The 17,169-nt window shown below is 72.9% G+C and carries 19 protein-coding genes; 8 read left to right on the forward strand and 11 right to left on the reverse strand.

Features of this window, described 5'->3' with window-relative positions; all coding sequences use genetic code 11:
- Window positions 1-48: 48 nt before the first annotated feature.
- A complete protein-coding gene (locus CUT83_RS29045) occupies window positions 49-720 on the reverse strand; it encodes a hypothetical protein (protein WP_101258772.1) in 672 nt (223 codons plus the stop codon).
- 67 nt (window positions 721-787) lie between these two features.
- Between CUT83_RS29045 and CUT83_RS29050 the strand changes: the two genes are divergently transcribed.
- Complete coding sequence (locus CUT83_RS29050) at window positions 788-1,204, forward strand: hypothetical protein (protein ID WP_143688645.1); 417 nt, start codon at window positions 788-790, stop codon at window positions 1,202-1,204.
- 271 nt (window positions 1,205-1,475) lie between these two features.
- Here the strand turns inward: CUT83_RS29050 and CUT83_RS29055 are convergent, their stop codons facing one another.
- From CUT83_RS29055 to CUT83_RS29080, 6 genes are all read right to left on the reverse strand, one after another.
- Window positions 1,476-1,760: a hypothetical protein gene (locus CUT83_RS29055; RefSeq protein ID WP_143688646.1), complete on the reverse strand. Its 285-nt coding sequence runs from the start codon at window positions 1,758-1,760 to the stop codon at window positions 1,476-1,478.
- A gap of 151 nt (window positions 1,761-1,911) precedes the next feature.
- A complete protein-coding gene (locus CUT83_RS31765) occupies window positions 1,912-2,145 on the reverse strand; it encodes a hypothetical protein (protein WP_420882502.1) in 234 nt (77 codons plus the stop codon).
- Window positions 2,146-2,360: 215 nt separating this feature from the next.
- Entirely contained in the window at window positions 2,361-2,651 is a 291-nt protein-coding gene (locus CUT83_RS29065; protein ID WP_093846786.1) for a hypothetical protein, read from the reverse strand.
- Window positions 2,652-2,798: 147 nt separating this feature from the next.
- The gene (locus CUT83_RS29070; protein ID WP_101258775.1) at window positions 2,799-3,386 is read right to left on the reverse strand and encodes a phage tail tube protein; all 588 of its coding nucleotides are present in this window, start codon (window positions 3,384-3,386) and stop codon (window positions 2,799-2,801) included.
- Window positions 3,387-3,545: 159 nt separating this feature from the next.
- Window positions 3,546-3,962 (reverse strand): hypothetical protein, encoded by a 417-nt coding sequence (locus CUT83_RS29075; RefSeq protein ID WP_093846789.1) that lies wholly within the window; start codon window positions 3,960-3,962, stop codon window positions 3,546-3,548.
- Window positions 3,963-4,292: 330 nt separating this feature from the next.
- The gene (locus CUT83_RS29080; RefSeq protein WP_101258776.1) at window positions 4,293-4,736 is read right to left on the reverse strand and encodes a helix-turn-helix domain-containing protein; all 444 of its coding nucleotides are present in this window, start codon (window positions 4,734-4,736) and stop codon (window positions 4,293-4,295) included.
- Window positions 4,737-5,000: 264 nt separating this feature from the next.
- Between CUT83_RS29080 and CUT83_RS29085 the strand changes: the two genes are divergently transcribed.
- The 4 genes from CUT83_RS29085 (at window position 5,001) to CUT83_RS29095 (ending at window position 6,918) form a co-directional block, all read left to right on the forward strand.
- Window positions 5,001-5,597, forward strand: a complete 597-nt coding sequence (locus CUT83_RS29085; RefSeq protein WP_101258777.1) for a hypothetical protein — start codon at window positions 5,001-5,003, stop codon at window positions 5,595-5,597.
- A complete protein-coding gene (locus tag CUT83_RS30445) occupies window positions 5,597-5,770 on the forward strand; it encodes a helix-turn-helix domain-containing protein (protein WP_165869658.1) in 174 nt (57 codons plus the stop codon). Before CUT83_RS29085 ends, CUT83_RS30445 begins: the two co-directional genes overlap by 1 nt.
- 348 nt (window positions 5,771-6,118) lie before the next feature.
- Window positions 6,119-6,553 carry a phage holin family protein gene (locus tag CUT83_RS29090; RefSeq protein WP_240958457.1) on the forward strand — a complete coding sequence of 145 codons (435 nt, stop codon included), beginning with the start codon at window positions 6,119-6,121 and terminating at the stop codon, window positions 6,551-6,553.
- Window positions 6,550-6,918, forward strand: a complete 369-nt coding sequence (locus CUT83_RS29095; protein WP_101258778.1) for a DUF3618 domain-containing protein — start codon at window positions 6,550-6,552, stop codon at window positions 6,916-6,918. The genes CUT83_RS29090 and CUT83_RS29095 overlap by 4 nt, the downstream gene beginning before the upstream one ends.
- Here the strand turns inward: CUT83_RS29095 and CUT83_RS29100 are convergent.
- Window positions 6,883-7,941, reverse strand: a complete 1,059-nt coding sequence (locus CUT83_RS29100; RefSeq protein WP_338104289.1) for a YihY/virulence factor BrkB family protein — start codon at window positions 7,939-7,941, stop codon at window positions 6,883-6,885. The two genes, CUT83_RS29095 and CUT83_RS29100, sit on opposite strands and share 36 nt — an antisense overlap.
- Before the next feature lie 178 nt (window positions 7,942-8,119).
- Window positions 8,120-10,417 carry a serine hydrolase gene (locus tag CUT83_RS29105; RefSeq protein WP_241524838.1) on the reverse strand — a complete coding sequence of 766 codons (2,298 nt, stop codon included), beginning with the start codon at window positions 10,415-10,417 and terminating at the stop codon, window positions 8,120-8,122.
- A gap of 264 nt (window positions 10,418-10,681) precedes the next feature.
- On the opposite strand from CUT83_RS29105, the gene CUT83_RS29110 reads away from it, so the two are divergent.
- The 3 genes from CUT83_RS29110 (at window position 10,682) to CUT83_RS29120 (ending at window position 12,971) form a co-directional block, all read left to right on the forward strand.
- Window positions 10,682-11,443, forward strand: a complete 762-nt coding sequence (locus tag CUT83_RS29110) for a GOLPH3/VPS74 family protein (protein ID WP_093846799.1) — start codon at window positions 10,682-10,684, stop codon at window positions 11,441-11,443.
- Between the two features lie 244 nt (window positions 11,444-11,687).
- On the forward strand, window positions 11,688-12,548 hold the full coding sequence (locus tag CUT83_RS29115; RefSeq protein ID WP_101258891.1) for a helix-turn-helix domain-containing protein: 861 nt from the start codon (window positions 11,688-11,690) through the stop codon (window positions 12,546-12,548).
- A 213-nt stretch (window positions 12,549-12,761) separates the two neighbouring features.
- The gene (locus CUT83_RS29120) at window positions 12,762-12,971 is read left to right on the forward strand and encodes a DUF397 domain-containing protein (protein WP_101258781.1); all 210 of its coding nucleotides are present in this window, start codon (window positions 12,762-12,764) and stop codon (window positions 12,969-12,971) included.
- 148 nt (window positions 12,972-13,119) lie between these two features.
- Here the strand turns inward: CUT83_RS29120 and CUT83_RS29125 are convergent, their stop codons facing one another.
- The gene (locus tag CUT83_RS29125; protein WP_101258782.1) at window positions 13,120-14,244 is read right to left on the reverse strand and encodes an ADP-ribosylglycohydrolase family protein; all 1,125 of its coding nucleotides are present in this window, start codon (window positions 14,242-14,244) and stop codon (window positions 13,120-13,122) included.
- Between the two features lie 280 nt (window positions 14,245-14,524).
- Window positions 14,525-17,125 (reverse strand): bifunctional FO biosynthesis protein CofGH, encoded by a 2,601-nt coding sequence (locus CUT83_RS29130; protein WP_165869657.1) that lies wholly within the window; start codon window positions 17,123-17,125, stop codon window positions 14,525-14,527.
- Between the last annotated feature and the right edge of the window lie 44 nt (window positions 17,126-17,169).

The raw sequence follows: 17,169 nt of genomic DNA on the forward strand, positions 1-17,169 counted from the left end.
AACGACAGGCGTCCGGTCTGCCGTCCCGGTGCCTCCCGGGTATCGCGGTCACGACAGCGCGGCGGCCAGCAGACCGATCCTTCTCTCCAGAAGCGCCACCCGGTCCGTCGTCCCGGCCAGGGACGGCGAGGACTCCATATGCCGCACCTGCCGCCGAACCGTGTTCGAAGAGGTGGTCAGGCGAGCAACCCTCCCTTCCAACGCCTGGATGCGCACGTTGGAGTTGCGGATCTTCCGGTGCGCCTGGACGGACAGGTCCTGCAGCCTCTCTATCCCCTTCTCCATTCTGACCAGACGCGCCTGCCCCTCTTCCGCTTCTGCTCGGCGCCTTTCCAGTTCGGCTTTCTTGACCTTCCACAGAACACCGAACCTGTTTCTTTCGACGTTGATCTTCCTGAGAAGTCCCTCAATCGCCGGATCCAGGTTCACGAAAGAGGCGGCCTCCAGCTTCACAGCCGTTATGGCCGCAGCCACGATGATGACCTCGGCATCCTTGATTCCCTGGAAGAAACTATGCGCGGTGGTTTCCTCGACCCACGCCTGCGTCGCGAGCGCTTCCCCGCTCCCCCCGGATGCACCCTCCTCTCCTTTGAGCGCCCCCGTCCTGAGGTCGCCCTTTCTGACAAGGCCCCCCAGGGAGGAGGAGTCCGCCTTGCCCTCGATCTCATCACGCAGGTCCGCGATCTCCTGCGACAGCTCGTCCGTCGTCTTGTCCGTCACACTCCACCCTTCCTGTTGTCTTCCTCGCTCTCCTGACCGCCTCCCAGCCGCCTGCTACTCTCCTGGCATGCCTGGAAGCACGTTCACCGGCTGGCTGGGAGTCACACTCGGGGCGGGGATGGTGATATGGGGCGTCTCCATGGCCGTGTCCTGCTTCCGCGAGTACCTGAGGAGCCGGACCGCGCTGGTCGAGATAGTCTCCGCAGTCGAACTCGAGTCAGGAGTCTCATACCGTTTCGCCTTCCTGAAGGAAGGCGAGGGTGCGCCGGAGAAGGCGGAAGGAGAAGCGACGGGGTCGCCGAGGAGGTTCATGGGGCGGGACATCTCCGTCGGCGACGTTCTTAAGATCGACTACGACCCCGGTTACCCGGGGTTCATCTATCCGCCCGGGAAGTACCCGGTCTGCCGCCTGTGGCCGCTGGCGCTGGCGGGTTTCGCTTTCGGTACCATCCTGATCTGTTCGGGCATCACCGTCCTGAACTGACCTCTGATCCCGTCCACGGTCCCGCTACGGTCTCCGGTGCTCCGGAGAGTCGTCAACGGCGAGTTCACTTCGGTCGTCGTGGATGTATTCGATGCGTCCAGGTCCTTCATCGGCGTGGGCGTCGCGGCCGGCTTCTCGTTCTTTTCCTCCGGGCGGCCGCCTCACCGGCCCGGAGCGGCCGGAAGGAGGTCGCACCCGCCTGCCCGCCGCCGACCGATGGCGCGGGCCCGGGCGGCCGCCCCAGGGTTCCAGGGCGGCCGACTGCACCCCCTCACCCGGCCCGCTCGCCCCCGGCGGCCTCCATCGCGTCCTGCCAGCCGGCGGCGTAGGCGCGGGCGTCGCGGGCGTCCAGCTCCGCGCGGACCGCGAGGAGCAGTTGCTCCGCGGCGGGCCCGTCCAGGCGCCGGAATATCCCGCCCAGCAGTCGCTGGAGCTCTCCGGCGGCCTCCGCACGGGTCGTGTCCTGGCCGGTCTCGTAGCTCTCCGTCGCCACCCCTATCACCCTCTCCGGCTCGTGGTGCCATATGACCTGCTTGGATGCGTACACGGGGGTCACGGGCGCGCAACGGAGGTGGGGGTGTTGCGTACCCAGCGTCATCATACGGCCGCACGGAGCAAAAAATCGAACACAGTTTTGTTTTGGTACGGACCGGGGCCGGCCCCGCCGCCGGGAAGCGGGCGGGGACGGCCCCGGTGGGCGGCCTCCGTCAGCCGAAGAAGCGGGCCAGCTCGCGCGCGGAGGGACCGGAGGCGGGTGCGCGCTCCGGCTCAGCGCCGGGCGTGTCGCCCAACTCCCTCTCGTCCGGCTTCTGTTCCCGCGATCCCGGCTCGTCCGGCCGCTGTCCGGGCCGGGGGACCGGCTCCGGGTACTCCGGCGGCTCGTCGTCCTCGTCGCGGTGGAGCGCGGCCGTCATCCAGTTCGCCGCCGCCAGATGGTCCACGGCGGCGGCCAGCAGGTGCTCGGCCGCGCCCCACTGGGCCGCCTCCCCGTGGTCGGCGAGGTTGACCGCGCTGTCGCGCGGCAGGTGGCGGATCAGGACGGCCAGGCGGCGGGAGGAGAGCCCGCCGCGGTACCAGTCCAGAAGATCGACCCCGTAGTACCGCAGCAGGTCGGCTTCCAGCGCCTCGGCGTGTTCGTCGACGAACGCGTCGAGGCTCAGCCTTCCCCCAGGCCGAGCCCGGTGGCCTTCCCGTACGCCTCCAGGATCGCGGCGACGTCCTGCATGGAGACGTCGTGCCGGTCGAAGCGGTCGAACTGCTCCTCGCCCAGCAGCAGGCGCAGCAGGCCGTCGATGTCGTTGTCGTCCAGCTCACGCAGGGCGCGGGCGGTGCGGCGGCTGAGTTCGCCGGGCATCTCGAAGGTGTCGCCGTCGATGGTGAAGGTCCAGGCGCGGCCCAGGGCCTCCGTGCGCTGGGCGCGCGCGGCGTTGACGTCGAACGTGGTCATGTCTGGTCGGCTCCTTGCCGGGGTGTCGGGATCGGGACGGAAGCGGAGGGCGCCGGGCCCGAGGGCCCGGCGCCTGTGCTGCGTGGTGCTGTGCTGTGCTGTGCTTGCTGTGCTGTGTTTGCTCTGCGGTCCAGCCTGCGGAACGGATCAGGCGGCCGGGGTGGTGCCGGCGAAGTCGGGGTCCTTGACCAGCCAGGTGGCCAGCGGGGTGGCGGCGTCGACCGCCATCGCCGTGAAGGTGACGCCGAGCTTCAGCGAACCCTTGCGGTTCATCTCGACCTCGTCGGTGTCGGTGACCTGACCGCGCGGCAGGACGAAGCGGTAGACGACCTCCTCGCCGTCGGTGAACTCCAGGCCCAGCGACCGCTCGTCCGGGATCGGGTCGGAGAGCACGTCGTACTGGTAGACGCCCGAGCCGGCCGCGGTCTCCCTGACCTCACCGCCGCCGAAGTACAGCGGCAGGGTGTCCGGGTTGAACTGGAGCATGCTGAACTTCACCGTCATGTCCCGGTCCTCGTAGATGAAGCGGGCCGGGCCGACGGACTGCCAGGTGTCGACCTGGGAGGTCTTCTCCTTGCGGCCGAACTTCACGCCGTCGGAGCTGGTGTAGCCGACGTCGGTCCAGCCGGTGCCCCACTCGGAGGCGGTGTCGGCCGGGGCGGCGGTGCCCAGCGGGGCGACGAGGATGCGGCCGTTGCCGGCCACGCGGATCTGGTTGGGGTTCATACCTGCCATGTGAGGCGACTCCTCGGTTCGGAGCGCGGATCGCGTCTTCCGCGCTCGTGCGAAGGGCCCCGCTTCGTGCGGGGCCCTGTGACGGGGTGGTTCGGTGTTGGTTCGGTGTTGCTTCGGTGTTGCTTCGGTGTTGCTTCGGCGGTGCCGGCGCGGCGGCCTTCAGCCGGTCTGGACCGGGGTGAGCGACAGCCGCACCGTGGTCAGGTAGCGGTTGGCGTCGAGCCGGTTGTAGTCGGGCAGCCAGCGGACGCCGTCCGCCTCGACCACGTCGGTGACCGTGGCCGTCCCGTGGGTGGTGCCGCGCAGTTGCAGCAGCGCGGCGCGCATGCCCAGCGAGTCGGTGTGGGCCGTGGTCTTGTCCGGCCCGTAGACCTCGAGCTCCACCAGGGGGTTGTCGAGGTGGAGGTCGTCGACCCACGCCCCGCCCACCCGGGAGACCAGCACCACGCGCTGGGTTCCGTCGAACCCGGCCGGCGGGACGTTGTCCACCGTCACTCCGGTGAGCTCCGGCCGGTCGCCGAGGAAGTCGACGATCAGACGCTCGACGTCCGGGAACGCCAGCAGCGGATCAACCACACGCCTCCTCCTTCCTTGAAGAGGGCGAGCGGGCCGCAGGGGCCCGCCCATGACGAACGGCGGGCCGCGCCCGGGATACGGGCACAGCTCCGCCGCTGCGTCCAAGTGTGAACCAGATCGTGCGAGCGCGCAACTAGTAAGACGTGGCGACTTTCCGGAGAGCCCGCGCCGCACCGTCCGGGAGTGGGGCGCGAAGCCCAGAAGGGGGGCACCGCGACCGGCGGGCGGTGACCGTCGCCGACGACCGTCATCGACCCCCGCGACAGTCCGGCCCGGCCCCGCGGGAGAGCGGGACCGGGCCGGAGGGAGAGGTCGTGTGGCGGCGCGGCGTCAGGCGCGGCGGCGAGCGGGAGGCTCCGCGGGGCCGCCCTCGGGCAGGAACTGGCTCGCCACCCTGACGAACATCTCCCGCTGCCCGGCCGGGATGCCCAGCAGTTCGGCGGCGCGCTCCAGGGTGAGCGGCTCCTCCGCCCCGCCGTCCGCGCGCCCCCCGGCGGACGACGGCAGTGGCAGTTCGTCGGCGGTGAGCTGGCCGGAGCGGACGAGCATCTCCCGCACCGGGACCCTCAGCACCCGGGCGAGCCGCCGCATGGTCTCCAGGTCGGGCATGCTGTGCCGCTGCAGCAGCCGGGTGATCGCCGCGCGGTGGACGCCGGCGGCGTCGGCGAGACGCGACTTGCCGCCGCCCCGCGGGCTGTCGATGTCGTAACCCCGCTCCCGGATCAGCCCTTCGATCCAGGTCGCGAAAGCTTCCAGATCCTGCGCTGCGGCCATGGCTCGCCCCCTTCGTGGACCCTCAGCATAACGTGCTTTCGCGCGCGGCATTACGTGCTATCGAGCACGAAATGGCGGGCGTGGCGGTGTCCGGCGAATATTTGTTGCGCGCTAGCACGCAACGTAGGATCATGTGGTCCGCACCGAACAGCGCTACGCACCGAGGGAGTCGCCCATGGCACCCGCCACCCGCACACCGACCGGCGCCGGCCGCCGCGATCTGTTACGGAACCGGCCGGCGCCGGCAGAGAGGGGGGAGGCCGCGTGAGCGACACCGTCCGCACCGAGACCGCCCGCCGGCTGGACGCACTGCGCCGCCAGTTCCCCGAGCTCCTCGCCGAACTGGCGCCCGGCGGCCGCAGTCCGGCCGTACCCAGTCCGACTCCCGGCCCCGCCGGGGGCGCCCGGTCCACCGCACCGCTGCGCCTGCACATCTCCGACGCCATCCGCGACATCACCGACGGCGTCACCGAACTGGAGGAGGCCGTGCACGACAGGCTCGGCCTCCCCCGCCCGCAGCGCGCACGGATCCCCCGGCGGATCGGACGCCTGCTGGGCCTGCTCGACCGCATCGGCCGCGACGCGGTCCTCGCCGAGCACGTCCTGGACGAAGCCCGCAGGATGAGCCGCCGCTGCTCGCGGGCGCTGGGCGGGAGCGAGGCGATGACGGCCGTCGAAGGGCGCTGCCCGTGGTGCGCCTCCGTCTCCCTGCGCGCCTTCCCCGAGCGCCGGGCCGTGCTGTGCATCAACCCCGGCTGCCGCTGCGACGACCCCGGGTGCGGCTGCCGCACCGACCCCGCCCACCGGCACTCCTGGCCGCAGCACACGCTGCCGCACGGCCCGCGGGGCGGTGGCGCCTGATGCTGGTCACCGCGGCGATGGCCGCCCGCGAGGTCTCGGTCACCCCGGCCACCATCCGCAAATGGGTGCAGCTCGGCCGCCTCGCCCCGGCGGGGCGGCAGGGGCGCGCCCTGCTCTACCGCCTGGAGGACGTCTTCGCCGCCGAACGCTCCGCCCGCCGGCCCGGCGGGTGACCCGCCGGGCTCCCCGGACACATCCCCGCCCGCCCCGGCCACCGTGCCGGGTGGCGCGGACCGGCCGCGGGAGCCTCCGGCATGAGACCGCCCGGGTAGCCGGGCTCGGCGCCCCGGGTTCTCCGGTCTCCGGTCTCCGGTCTCCGGGAAAGCATGCGGGCGGCCGGCACGGCGGGACGGGGACGCACCGCCGTGACCGCTCCCGTGCCCCGGCCGCGTGCCCCGGCCGCCGTCGGCCACCGCCGGACCCCGCACACCCCGGACGCCGTGACGAACGGGTGAGGCCGGGTTAGCGGGCGGTGAGCGGAGGTACTCGGAGTGCTGACCCATGAGGGGAGCGCGACGACGATGAGCACGATGCAGCGGATGGACGGACACAAGCACGGGCACGGCCCCGGTCAGGAGCACTCCGTCGGCGAACTGGTGGCGCGGGCCACCGCGCAGATGTCGCAGCTCATGAAGGAGGAGCTGCAGCTCGCCAAGATGGAGATGGCCGAGAAGGGCAAGCGGGCCGGGATGGGCGGCGGCATGCTCGGCGGCGCCGGGGTGGTCGCGCTGTACGCGGTGGGCGCCGGTGTGACGGCCGCGATCGCCGGCCTGTCCGTGGTGTGGCCGGTGTGGCTGTCCGCCCTGGTGATCATGGCGGTGCTGTTCCTCGTCGCCGGGGTGCTGGCGATCCTGGGACGGCAGCAGATGCGCAGGGCGACGCCCGCCAAGCCCGAGCGGGCACTGCGGGGCGTGCACGACGACCTGGACGAGATCAGGGGAAGGGTACGGCGATGAGCGTTTCGAGGGACACCAGTCAGGCGGAGGTCCCGGACACCCCGGGCATCCCCGCCGACCCGGACACCCCCGCCGAGCTGCGCGAGCGGATCGACCGCACGCGCCAGGAGCTGGGCGACACCATCGAGGAACTGGCGGCCAAGGCCGACGTCAGGGCCCTGGCGCAGCGCAAGGCGGCCGGCGCCGTACGGGTGGGCCGGCGCAACGCCGTGCCGCTGGCCGTGGCGGGCGGGGCCGTGCTCGCCCTGGCCGTGGCCGCCGTGGTGCTGCGGCGGCGGCAGGTGTCGCGGCAGCGGCACCCGCTGCGCCACGACCCGCGGACGCCGGCGTCAGTCCGCCGCCTTGTCGAGCGTATGGCCGCGTGAGGCGTCCGGATCCGAGCCCGGGGCCCGGCCCCGGTCCGGGCCCGGCTCCCGTTCCGGAGCGGTGCGGGCGGGCCCGCCTCCGCCCCGCTGCCGCCTGAGCCACCTGAGGCGCCGCAGCCGCAGCCGCAGCGATCGCGGCCACTTGGCGGTGTCGCGCGGCTCCACGTACGGCTCCTCCCCCTTCGGCAGCCCGTCCGCGTACGCCCGCCGGCGGGCCAGTTCGGCGTCCAGCTCCAGGCCGAGCAGGATGGCGATGTTCGACAGCCACAGCCAGACGAGGAAGACCACGGCGCCGGCGAGGGTGCCGTAGGTCTTGTTGTACGAGCCGAAGTTCGCCGTGTAGACGGCGAAGCCGGCCGAGGCGGCCAGCCAGAGCAGCACGGCCAGCACACTGCCCGGCGCCATGCGCAGGCCCCGCAGCCGGGCGTTGGGGGCCGACCAGTACAGGATGCTGATCATCACCGCGACCAGCAGCACCAGCACCGGCCACTTGGCGACCGACCACACCAGCAGCGCCTGGTCGCCCATGCCGACGGCCTTCCCGGCCTGCTCGGCCAGCCCGCCGGTGAAGACCACGATCACCGCGCTCACCGCGAGCAGCACCATCAGGGTCAGTGTCACACCGATCCGCAGCGGCGTGAGCTTCCACACCGGGCGGCCCTCGGGGATGTCGAGGACGCGGTTGGCCGCGCGGATGAACGCCGCGACGTAGCCGGAGGAGGCCCACACCGCGCCCAGCAGGCTGACGACCGCCACGAGGCCGCCGCCGCTGCCGCGCCGGATCTCGCCCACCGTGTCGCTCAGGATCTCGCGGGCCGGGCCGGGGGCGAGCCGCTGGAGGTTCTCCAGGATGTACTGGGTCGCCGTCTCGCCGACCGCGCCGAGCAGCGAGACGAGCAGCAGCAGGGCGGGGAAGATCGACAGCACACCGTAGTACGTGAGGGTCGCCGCCCGGTCCGGGATCTCGTCGTCGAAAAACTCCTTGGCCACGCCCCGTGCGACGGCCCACCACGTCTTCGCCATGGCCTTGAGGATTACCGCCGCGGGCCCGGCCATGTGCGGGCCGGGGGCACGGCTGGGTAACGGCGGGCCGGCCGGACGCGCGCGGGGCGCGGTACGGACGGAAGGCACCGTCCGTACCGCGCCCCGCGTACGGGCCCCGCGTCCCGCGCGTCACAGGACGCGCGTCACAGGGTGCGCGTCACAGGATGCGCGTCAGCCTCGTGCCCAGGTCCGGTTCGGCCAGCTCGCCCCGGACGGCGACCGGGACCTTCACCTGGCCCGGCCCGCTGCCGACGGTCAGGGTGCCGACGGTGTCGCCCGGGGCCGCCGTTCCCGGCACGCCCCTGCCTCCGTCGGTCAGGGCCAGCTCCACCTTCAGACCGGACCAGCCGACCGCCGTGACGTCCTCGGTCGCGACCACCTGCGTACGGCCGCCGAGACCGTCGTCCACGTAGCCCACCACATCGCCCTTGGCGACGATCTTCTCCGACTTCAGGACCTCCTGCGCGGAGACCAGCAGCTCGCGGCTCTCGGCGATCACCGTGTCGATGATCGGCGGCTTGTGCTGCCCCAGCATCGCGCCGACGATCAGCTGCGTGGTGCCGCCGACCTCCTTCTCGCCCGCGAACAGCAGGTTGCCGCCGGCCGCGGTGGTCGTACCGGTCTTGATGCCGACCGCCCGGTTGTAGGGGACGAGCCCGTTCCAGTTGCGGTGGCTGACACCGTTGCGGTCCTCGTACGAGGGCTTCTTGACGATCTCCCGGAACGCCTCGTAGTCCATGACCTTCTTGCCGAGTTTGACCTGGTCGGCGGCCGTGCTGACGGTGTCCTTGCGCAGCCCGCTGGCGTCGGTGTAGGTGGTGTTGGTCATGCCGAGCTCCTCGGCGGCGGCGTTCATCTTCTCCACGAACGCCTTCTCCGAGCCGCCGGAGTCCCAGCGGGCCAGCAGCCGGGCCACGTTGTTGGCGGAGGCGATCATCAGGGCGTGGAGGGCCTCGTTGAGGGTTATCTCCTCGCCCTCCTCCACCTCGACGGTCGACTCGCCCTGGGCGCTGAGCCCCGCGTCCTTCTCGGCCTGCGCGTCGACCGGGATCATCGGGCCCTCCTCGCCCGCCTCGATCGGGTGGTCGCGCAGGATGACGTAGGCGGTCATCACCTTCGCCACGCTCGCTATCGGCACCGGCTTCTCCTCGCCGTACGAGCCGAGGGAACCGAGTCCCTCCACCTCCACGACGGCCTGGCCCTCGGGCGGCCATTCCAGGGCGGGCCTGTCGCCCTCGAAGGTGTGGGTGGCGGAGGCCGTGAGCACCAGCTCGGGGGCGGGCAGCGGCCGCATGAGCTGCGCGACCGCCAGAACGATCACCAGCAGCAGGACCAGCGGCGACCAGATCTTGATCCGCCGCAGGGCGACCCGCACCGGGGTCTCGGGCGGAGCGGGCTTGTTCGTCAGCTCGGCCAGCAGTTCCAGGGGCATGTGCGGCGGCAGCGGCTGCTGCCTCGTCCGCTCGGCCTCCGGCAGCTCGGGGCCCGGCGTGTGCGGCGGCTGCTCGGGCGACACGACGGCCGGGGGCACGCGGGGGGCGTCGGCGGAGCGCAGCGGTACGAAGCGGCTCGTCCGCTCGGCGTCGCTCTCCGCCGGCTCCCCGGCCTTCGCAGGGGAGCCGGTCTTCTCCGGCTCCTGGCCCTTCCCCGGCTCCCGGCCCTTCTCCGGTTCTCCGGTCTGCCCCGGGTTCCCGGAGTCCGCGGTCTTCTCCGAGCCCTCCGGGCCCGGCTCCCCGGGGGCACTTTCCGGGCGCACCCGGAACATCGCGGTGGGCTGGTCGACCGGCCGGGCGGCCCCGGCCTCCTCACCGCCCTCGTCGTCCCCGCCGTCCCCGGCCTTCTCCTCGGCCTTGTCCCCGGGGGCGCGGAAGACCGCCGTCGCCTGATCCACCGGCCGGGCCTCGGCTCCGCCGTCCTCGGCGGGGTCGCGGTCCTCGGCGGGGTCGCGGTCCTCGGCCGAGTCGCGGTCCTCGGCAGGGTCGGTGCCGCCCTCCGCCTCCTCGGCATCGCCGGCGTCGGCGTCGGCTTCCCGGGAAGCCCCGCTTCCATCGGTCTCCGCTTCGGCGTCGGTGTCCTCACCGACCTCGCCGGCCTCACCGGTCCTGCCGGTCCTACCGGTCTCGACCTTGTCCCCGGCCTTGTCCCCGGGGGCGCGGAAGACCGCCGTCGCCCGGTCCACCGGCCCGGTCCCGGACTCCTCACCGGCGGGCTCCGGCTTCCCGGCCTCCTCCGGCTCCGGCTCCGGCTCCGGTTCCGGTTCCGGCGTCTCCGCCTCCGCCGTGTCGCCGCCGTCGGCGGAACCGGCCTCCCCGGCCTCTCCCGCCGGGCCGTCGCCGTTCGGCGAGGGTTCCTCGCCACCGGCCACGTCCTCGTCCCGGGGCGTCTCGTACAGCGCCACGCGGGGATCACGCGCCTGCCCGGGAACCGTTCCGGCCTCTCCGGTCGTCTCCCCCAACGAAGTCTGCCGTTCCGAACTGTCGGGGGACTTGCCCGCCACCTATGCCTCCCGCTTGGTGTCGCCACTCGTCGTATCAGTAAACAGTGTCCTGAACGCCGGTCCTCCCCCGGCACTCCGGCCCTGTTTCGCGGCCGCGAGGGCCCGCTAAATTGCCAGACGGTAACGACATACCTATTGGTTCCATGACAAAGCGCCCAGGCGCTCTCGACAGACCTCTGTGAGAGGGGTCACCCTGTCATGCATCCACGCGGGGAGGCATGGATGGGCAGGAGCCGCAGAACAATTCCGGAGGAGCTTCTGCTGCTGGCCCTGGACCCGGCCACGGGTACCACGGCGCAGCCGCAGTCGCTCGACCTCGGCCTGGCCGGGGCCCAGCTCGTGGAGCTGGCTCTCGCAGGACGGATAGCCCCTGACGGGGATCGCATAGCCGTGGTGCTGCCACGGCCGACCGGAGATCCAACCCTGGACTCCGCGCTGGAGCTGCTGCGCAGACGCGGCAGCCCCGTCCGCGCGGTCCACTGGATCGGCGGGCCCAGACTCGGGCTGCGCCAAACCTATCTCACACACCTGGAGCGCTGCGGCATGGTCCATGCCGTATCCAGCCAGATGTGCGGGGTGTTGCCGACGACTCGCTACCAGGCGACGGACACGGCCGTGAGCCGGGAGATCAGGGCCCGGCTCGACAACGCGATCCGCACCGGCGTACCGCCGGACCCGCGGACCGCCGCACTCGCCGCGCTGGCCCATGCGGTCGGCCTCGGCAAGCACCTCTACCCCGGCAACGAGGGACGGTCATCCCGTTCCCGGCTGAGGGATCTGATCAGGCACGACCCGATGGGCGGCCTCGTCGCGCACGCCGTGATGGACGTGCAGAACGGCGTGGTCGCACAGCCCCGGCGCACCGCCCCCGGCAGGGGCGCGGGCGGGCCGGGAGGCGGACGGGCCGCGGCGCGGTCCGCCGCGCCGCAGCCGCTCGCCGGACAGGCACGGCGGGGCGGGATGGCCCGCGCGGGCGCCCGCTGACCCTGCCGCACCCCCACCGGCGGCACCCGGCAGGCACCCGGCGGATTTCCCGAACTCGGCCGAAATCCGACCCGTCGGCCGCGTAGCGCGGGGTGGCGGTCCGCACTCCGACCCCGGAGTGCGACCCGCCACCCCGCGCGTGCGTGTGCGCACCCTGTGTGGCGGTTTTCCAGCGCGGACGCGGCCATTGGTGGCAATCTGCTCCAGGAGCGGTCTTGTTGGCGTAAGCGGAGGTGTGCGCACCGTGGCATCCAGTGTCAATCCCACCGTCAGGCGGCGCCGGCTGGGTCAGGAGCTGCGCCGGCTCCGCGAGCAGAGAGGCATGACGGCCGAGGAGGTGGCCGACCGGCTGCTGGTGTCCCAGTCCAAGATCAGCCGGCTGGAGAACGGACGCCGCAGCATCAGCCAGCGCGACGTCCGCGATCTGTGCGGCGTCTACGAGGTCGACGACCAGCGGATAGTCGACTCGCTGATGCAGATGGCCAAGGAGTCCAGGCAGCAGGGCTGGTGGCACGCGTTCGGCGACATCCCGTACAGCGTGTACATCGGGCTGGAGACGGACGCGGCGTCCCTGCGCGTGTACGAGCCGCAGGTCATGCCGGGGTTGCTGCAGACCCCTCGGTACGCGGAGGCCGTCGTCGCGGGCGCGCTGCCCGAGGCGTCGGTGGAGGACGTGGAGAAGCGGGTGCAGGTGCGGCTGCGCCGGCAGGAGCGCATCCACGACCGCAAGAGCCCGCTGCGCCTGTGGGCGGTGATCGACGAGGCCGCGCTGCGCCGGGTGGTCGGCGGGAAGCAGATCATGCGGGACCAGCTGGAGCATCTGCTCGAGCTCTCCCGGCTGCCCCATGTGACGGTGCAGGTGCTGCCCTTCGCGATGGGCGCGCATCCCGGGCTCAACGGCCAGTACGCGATCCTGGAGTTCCCGGACGCGGCCGACTCGACGGTGGTCTATCTGGAGGGCGTCACCAGCGACCTCTATCTGGAGAAGGCCGGCGACGTGCACAGCTACAGCGTGATGTACGAGCACCTGCGGGCGCAGGCCCTCAACGTCGAGCAGACCCGGGAGTTCGTCGAGGGCATCGCCAAGGAGTACACCCGGGGCTGAGGCCGGCGCGCCGGTGGCGCGGGGACGACACACGGGCGGCGCACGGGCGGCGCAGCAAGTTACACCTGGCGGCGCGTCGATGTGAAGAGCTGTCTGGAATATGCCATCCGGTCGAGTGAACGGCGTTAATGAAGGCCCCAGTTGGGGGGTACCGTCTGCCGCACGCCGGGCCCAACCGGCGATTTTCACCGTCTGGGAGAAAACGGAGCAGACATGGCAATCCGACAGGGCATGACCGACAGGTGGACCAAGTCCAGCCACTCCGCCGGGAACGGGGCGTGCGTGGAGGTGCGGTCCCCCGAGCCGCGGGCGGTCGCCGTGCGCGACTCCAAGGCCCCGCAGGGTCCGTCGCTGGACTTCGTCCCCGGTTCGTGGACGGCGTTCGTGGGAGCCCTCGGCCAGGGTTCGCTCACCCGGCGCTGACCGCTCCCGCACGCCGCGCGCCGCACCACGGCGGCGCCGTGCCTCGCGGTGCCGGGCGGTACCGCGGCCGAAGCCCTCTCGACTGGTTCGCCGTCCCGGCCGAGGGGGTTCGGTGCTTACCGGGCCCCGTGTGCGGGGCCCGGTCCCGTCAGGCGCGCGGGTAACGGGTCAGCCAGCCCGGTGAGCCGGCCGGAGTGGCCGGGCTGTGGAGGGCCGGCCCCTGGGTCATCTCCATGGCGAAGTCGTCGGCCAGTTCCAGGATGGTGGCGCGCCCCTCCAGCTCGGCGACCCAGTCCGGCGGCAGGGCGGTCTCCCCGTGCATCACGCCCAGCAGGTTGCCGCAGACCGAGCCGGTGGAGTCGGAGTCGCCGCCGTGGTTGACCGCCAGCAGCAGGCCGTGGCGTACGTCCTCGGCCACCAGCGCGCAGTACACGCCCATCGCCAGCGCCTCCTCCGCCGTCCAGCCCTCCCCCAGCGACTCCACGCGCTCCGCGGTCGGCAGGCCCTGGCGTACGGCGCCGAGCGCGTACTTGAGGGCGTCCGTGGTCTCCTCGTGGCCGGGGTGGGCCGCCAGATGGGCCAGGGCCCGCTGCACCGCGGCGTCCAGGCTCTCGCCCCGGGCGACGGCGTGGACGATGACGGCGAAGGCGCCCGCCGCCAGGTAGCCGGTGGGGTGGCCGTGGGTCTGGGCGGCGCACTCGACGGCGAGCTGGAAGACGAGCTGCGGCTCCCAGCCGACGAGCAGACCGAAGGGCGCGGAGCGCATGACGGTGCCGCAGCCCTTGGAGTCGGGGTTCTTCGGTGCCTCCAGTGTGCCCATCCGGCTGTCGGCCAGCCCGGTCAGGCAGGCGCGGCCGGGGGCGCGCTGCGAGTACAGCCACTCCTGGCGGGCCAGCCAGCCGTCCTCGGTGCGGCGCTCGTCGGGCCCCCAGTCGCGCTGGGTGGCGGCCCAGCGCAGATAGGCGGCGTGCACGTCGGTCGGCGGGTGCCAGGCCCCGGTGTCGCGCCGGACGTGGGCGCGGATCAGTCCGTCGACGGTGAACAGGGTCATCTGCGTGTCGTCGGTGATGGCGCCGCGCCGCCCGTAGGCGGGCACGTAGTCCGTCACCCCCTGGGGGCCGTGGGCGGCCCGGATGGCGTCGAGCGAGTCGAACTCGACTCCCGCGCCGAGCGCGTCGCCGATCGCGCCGCCGAGCAGGCAGCCGCGTACCCGGCTGCGGAAGTCCTGCTGCTCGGTGCGGCCCCAGATGCCGCCGCCAGGTGTCGCGGTCACCGTGCCGTCCCCTCCCGTTCGCCCCTCGGCTCTCGTCCGCTCCGGTCCGTTCCCGTGTCCTGTCCCCGTCTGTTTCGGACCGCACTTTAAACGACGGGGCGCGGGCGGAGGCGGCCCGGAGGTGGACGGGGGCCGGAGATCCCGGGAAGACGGCCGGAAGTCGCCCCGCGCCGATCCGGTGCCCCGCGCCGATCCGGTGCCCCGCGCCGATCCGGTGCCCGGCCCCGTGAAGGCGCCCGGCCCCGTGAAGGCGCCCGGCCCCGCGAAGGGGCGGCGGCCCTCAGTCCTCCAGCACCGGCAGCAGTTCCGGCAGGCGCCCGCCGGACGCCTCGGCGGCCCGTACGCGCTCGCCGGGGACCTCGCCGTAGGTGGTGGTGCGGGGACGGGACGGACGTCCGGCGGCCTCGGCGATGGCGACCAGGTCCCGGACGGACTTGTAGGAGCCGTAGGAGGAGCCGGCCATCCGGGAGATGGTCTCCTCCATCAGCGTGCCGCCCAGGTCGTTGGCGCCCGAGCGCAGCATCTCGGCCGCTCCCTCGGCGCCCAGCTTGACCCAGCTGGTCTGGATGTTGGTGATGTGCGGGTGCAGCAGCAGGCGGGCCATGGCCGTCACCGCGCGGTTGTCGCGCACCGTCGGCCCGGGGCGGGCGATCCCGGCGAGGTAGACCGGGGCGTTGGTGTGGACGAACGGCAGCGTGACGAACTCGGTGAAGCCGCCGGTGCGCTGCTGGATCTCCGCCAGCAGCCGCAGATGGCCCAGCCAGTGCCGGGGCCGGTCCACGTGCCCGTACATCATCGTCGAGGACGACGGCAGGCCCAGCTCGTGCGCGGTGGTGACCACCTCGACCCAGGTGGCGGCCGGCAGCTTGCCCTTGGTGAGGATCCAGCGCACCTCGTCGTCGAGGATCTCGGCGGCCGTGCCGGGGATGGAGCCGAGCCCGGCCTCCTTCGCCGCCTCCAGCCACTCCCGGATCGACATACCGGTGCGGGTGGCGCCGTTGACGACCTCCATCGGGGAGAAGGCGTGCACATGGATGCCGGGCACGCGCTCCCTCACCGCCCGCGCGATGTCGAAGTAGGCGGTGCCGGGCAGGTCCGGGTGGATGCCGCCCTGCATGCAGACCTCGACCGCGCCGACCTCCCACGCCTGCGCCGCCCGGTCGGCGACCTGGTCCAGGGAGAGGGTGTAGGCGTCGGCGTCGGTGCGGCGCTGGGCGAAGGCGCAGAAACGGCAGCCGGTGTAGCAGACGTTGGTGAAGTTGACGTTGCGCGTGACGATGTAGGTCACCTCGTCGCCGACGGTGTCGCGGCGCACGTCGTCGGCGATGCGGCACACCGCGTCCAGGGCCGGACCGTCGGCGTGGAGCAGCGCGAGGGCCTGGTCGTCGGTGAGGCGGGTGGGGTCGTCGGCGGCGGTGGCCAGGGCGGCGCGTACGTCGGCGCCGATCCGCTCCGGAGCCATGCCGGGCGCGGCGCTCTCGCGCAGCGCCTCCCAGTCGCCGTAGACCTCGTCGAAGTCGGCGCGGCGGTCGGCGGTGCGGCCGGTGGTGTCGATGGTGCGGTGCAGGTCGGTGCGGCCGGCGGAGGTGGCGGTGAACGCCTCGTCGGGCTCCTGCCAGGGGCGGCCGGTGACGGTGGCGTCCTCGCGGGCCAGGCCGGTGTCCGGGTCGGCCAGGGCGGTGACGTGGGGCAGCAGCCTCGGGTCGAGCCAGGGCTCGCCGCGCCGGACGAACTCCGGGTAGACGGTGAGGCGTTCGCGCAGCTCGAAGCCGGCCGCGCGGGTGTGCCCGGCGAGTTCGTCGATCTGGGGCCAGGGGCGCTCGGGGTTGACGTGGTCGGGGGTGAGCGGGGAGACGCCGCCCCAGTCGTCGATCCCGGCGCCGATCAGCGGCGCGTACTCCCCGCCGACCAGGTTCGGCGGGGCCTGGATGCGGGCGGCGGGGCCGAGGACGTGGCGGGCGACGGCCACGGCGGCGGCCAGCTCCTCCAGTTCGGCGTCGGGCATACCGCCCATGGCGGTGCCGGGCTTGGCGCGGAAGTTCTGCACGATGACTTCCTGGACGCCCCGGTACGCCCGCTGGACGCGGCGGATCGCGAACAGCGACTCGGCGCGCTCGGCGTACGTCTCACCGATGCCGATGAGGATGCCGGTGGTGAAGGGGACGGACGAGCGCCCCGCGTCCTGGAGCACCCGCAGCCGGACGGCCGGCTCCTTGTCGGGCGAGCCGTGGTGGGGGCCGCCGAGCTCGGACCACAGCCGGGTGGCGGTGGTCTCCAGCATCATGCCCATCGACGGGGCGACGGGCTTGAGTCGCTGGAAGTCCGTCCACGTCAGCACCCCGGGGTTGAGGTGCGGCAGCAGGCCGGTCTCCTCCAGCACCCGGATCGCCATGGCCCGCACATAGGCGAGGGTGTCGTCGTAGCCGTGCGCGTCCAGCCACTCGCGGGCCTCGGGCCAGCGGTCCTCGGGCCGGTCGCCGAGGGTGAACAGCGCCTCCTTGCATCCCATCGCCGCTCCCCGGCGGGCGATGTCCAGCACCTCGTCCGGGGAGAGGTAGGGGCCGTGCCCCTCACGGCGCAGCTTCCCCGGCACGGTGACGAAGGTGCAGTAGTGGCAGCGGTCCCGGCACAGCCGGGTGAGCGGGATGAAGACCTTGCGCGAGTAGGTGATCACCCCGGGGCGTCCGGCCGCCTCCAGGCCCGCGTCCCGTACGCGGGCGGCCGAGGCCGTCAGGTCGGCCAGGTCCTCCCCGCGCGCCTGGAGCAGCACGGCGGCCTCGGCCGCGTCCAGCGCGACCCCGTCCCGGGCCCGCCGCAGGGCGCGCCGCATGGCGTTGGCGGTGGGTGCGGTGGGTGCTGCCTGCCCGCTCGACGAAGTCATGGGAGTGAGCATACGAGCGCCCCCGGCACCGGCCGGGAGGCGGG

Origin of the sequence: Streptomyces barkulensis, assembly GCF_002843305.1 — a bacterium.
Classification (GTDB): Bacteria; Actinomycetota; Actinomycetes; order Streptomycetales; family Streptomycetaceae; genus Streptomyces; species Streptomyces barkulensis.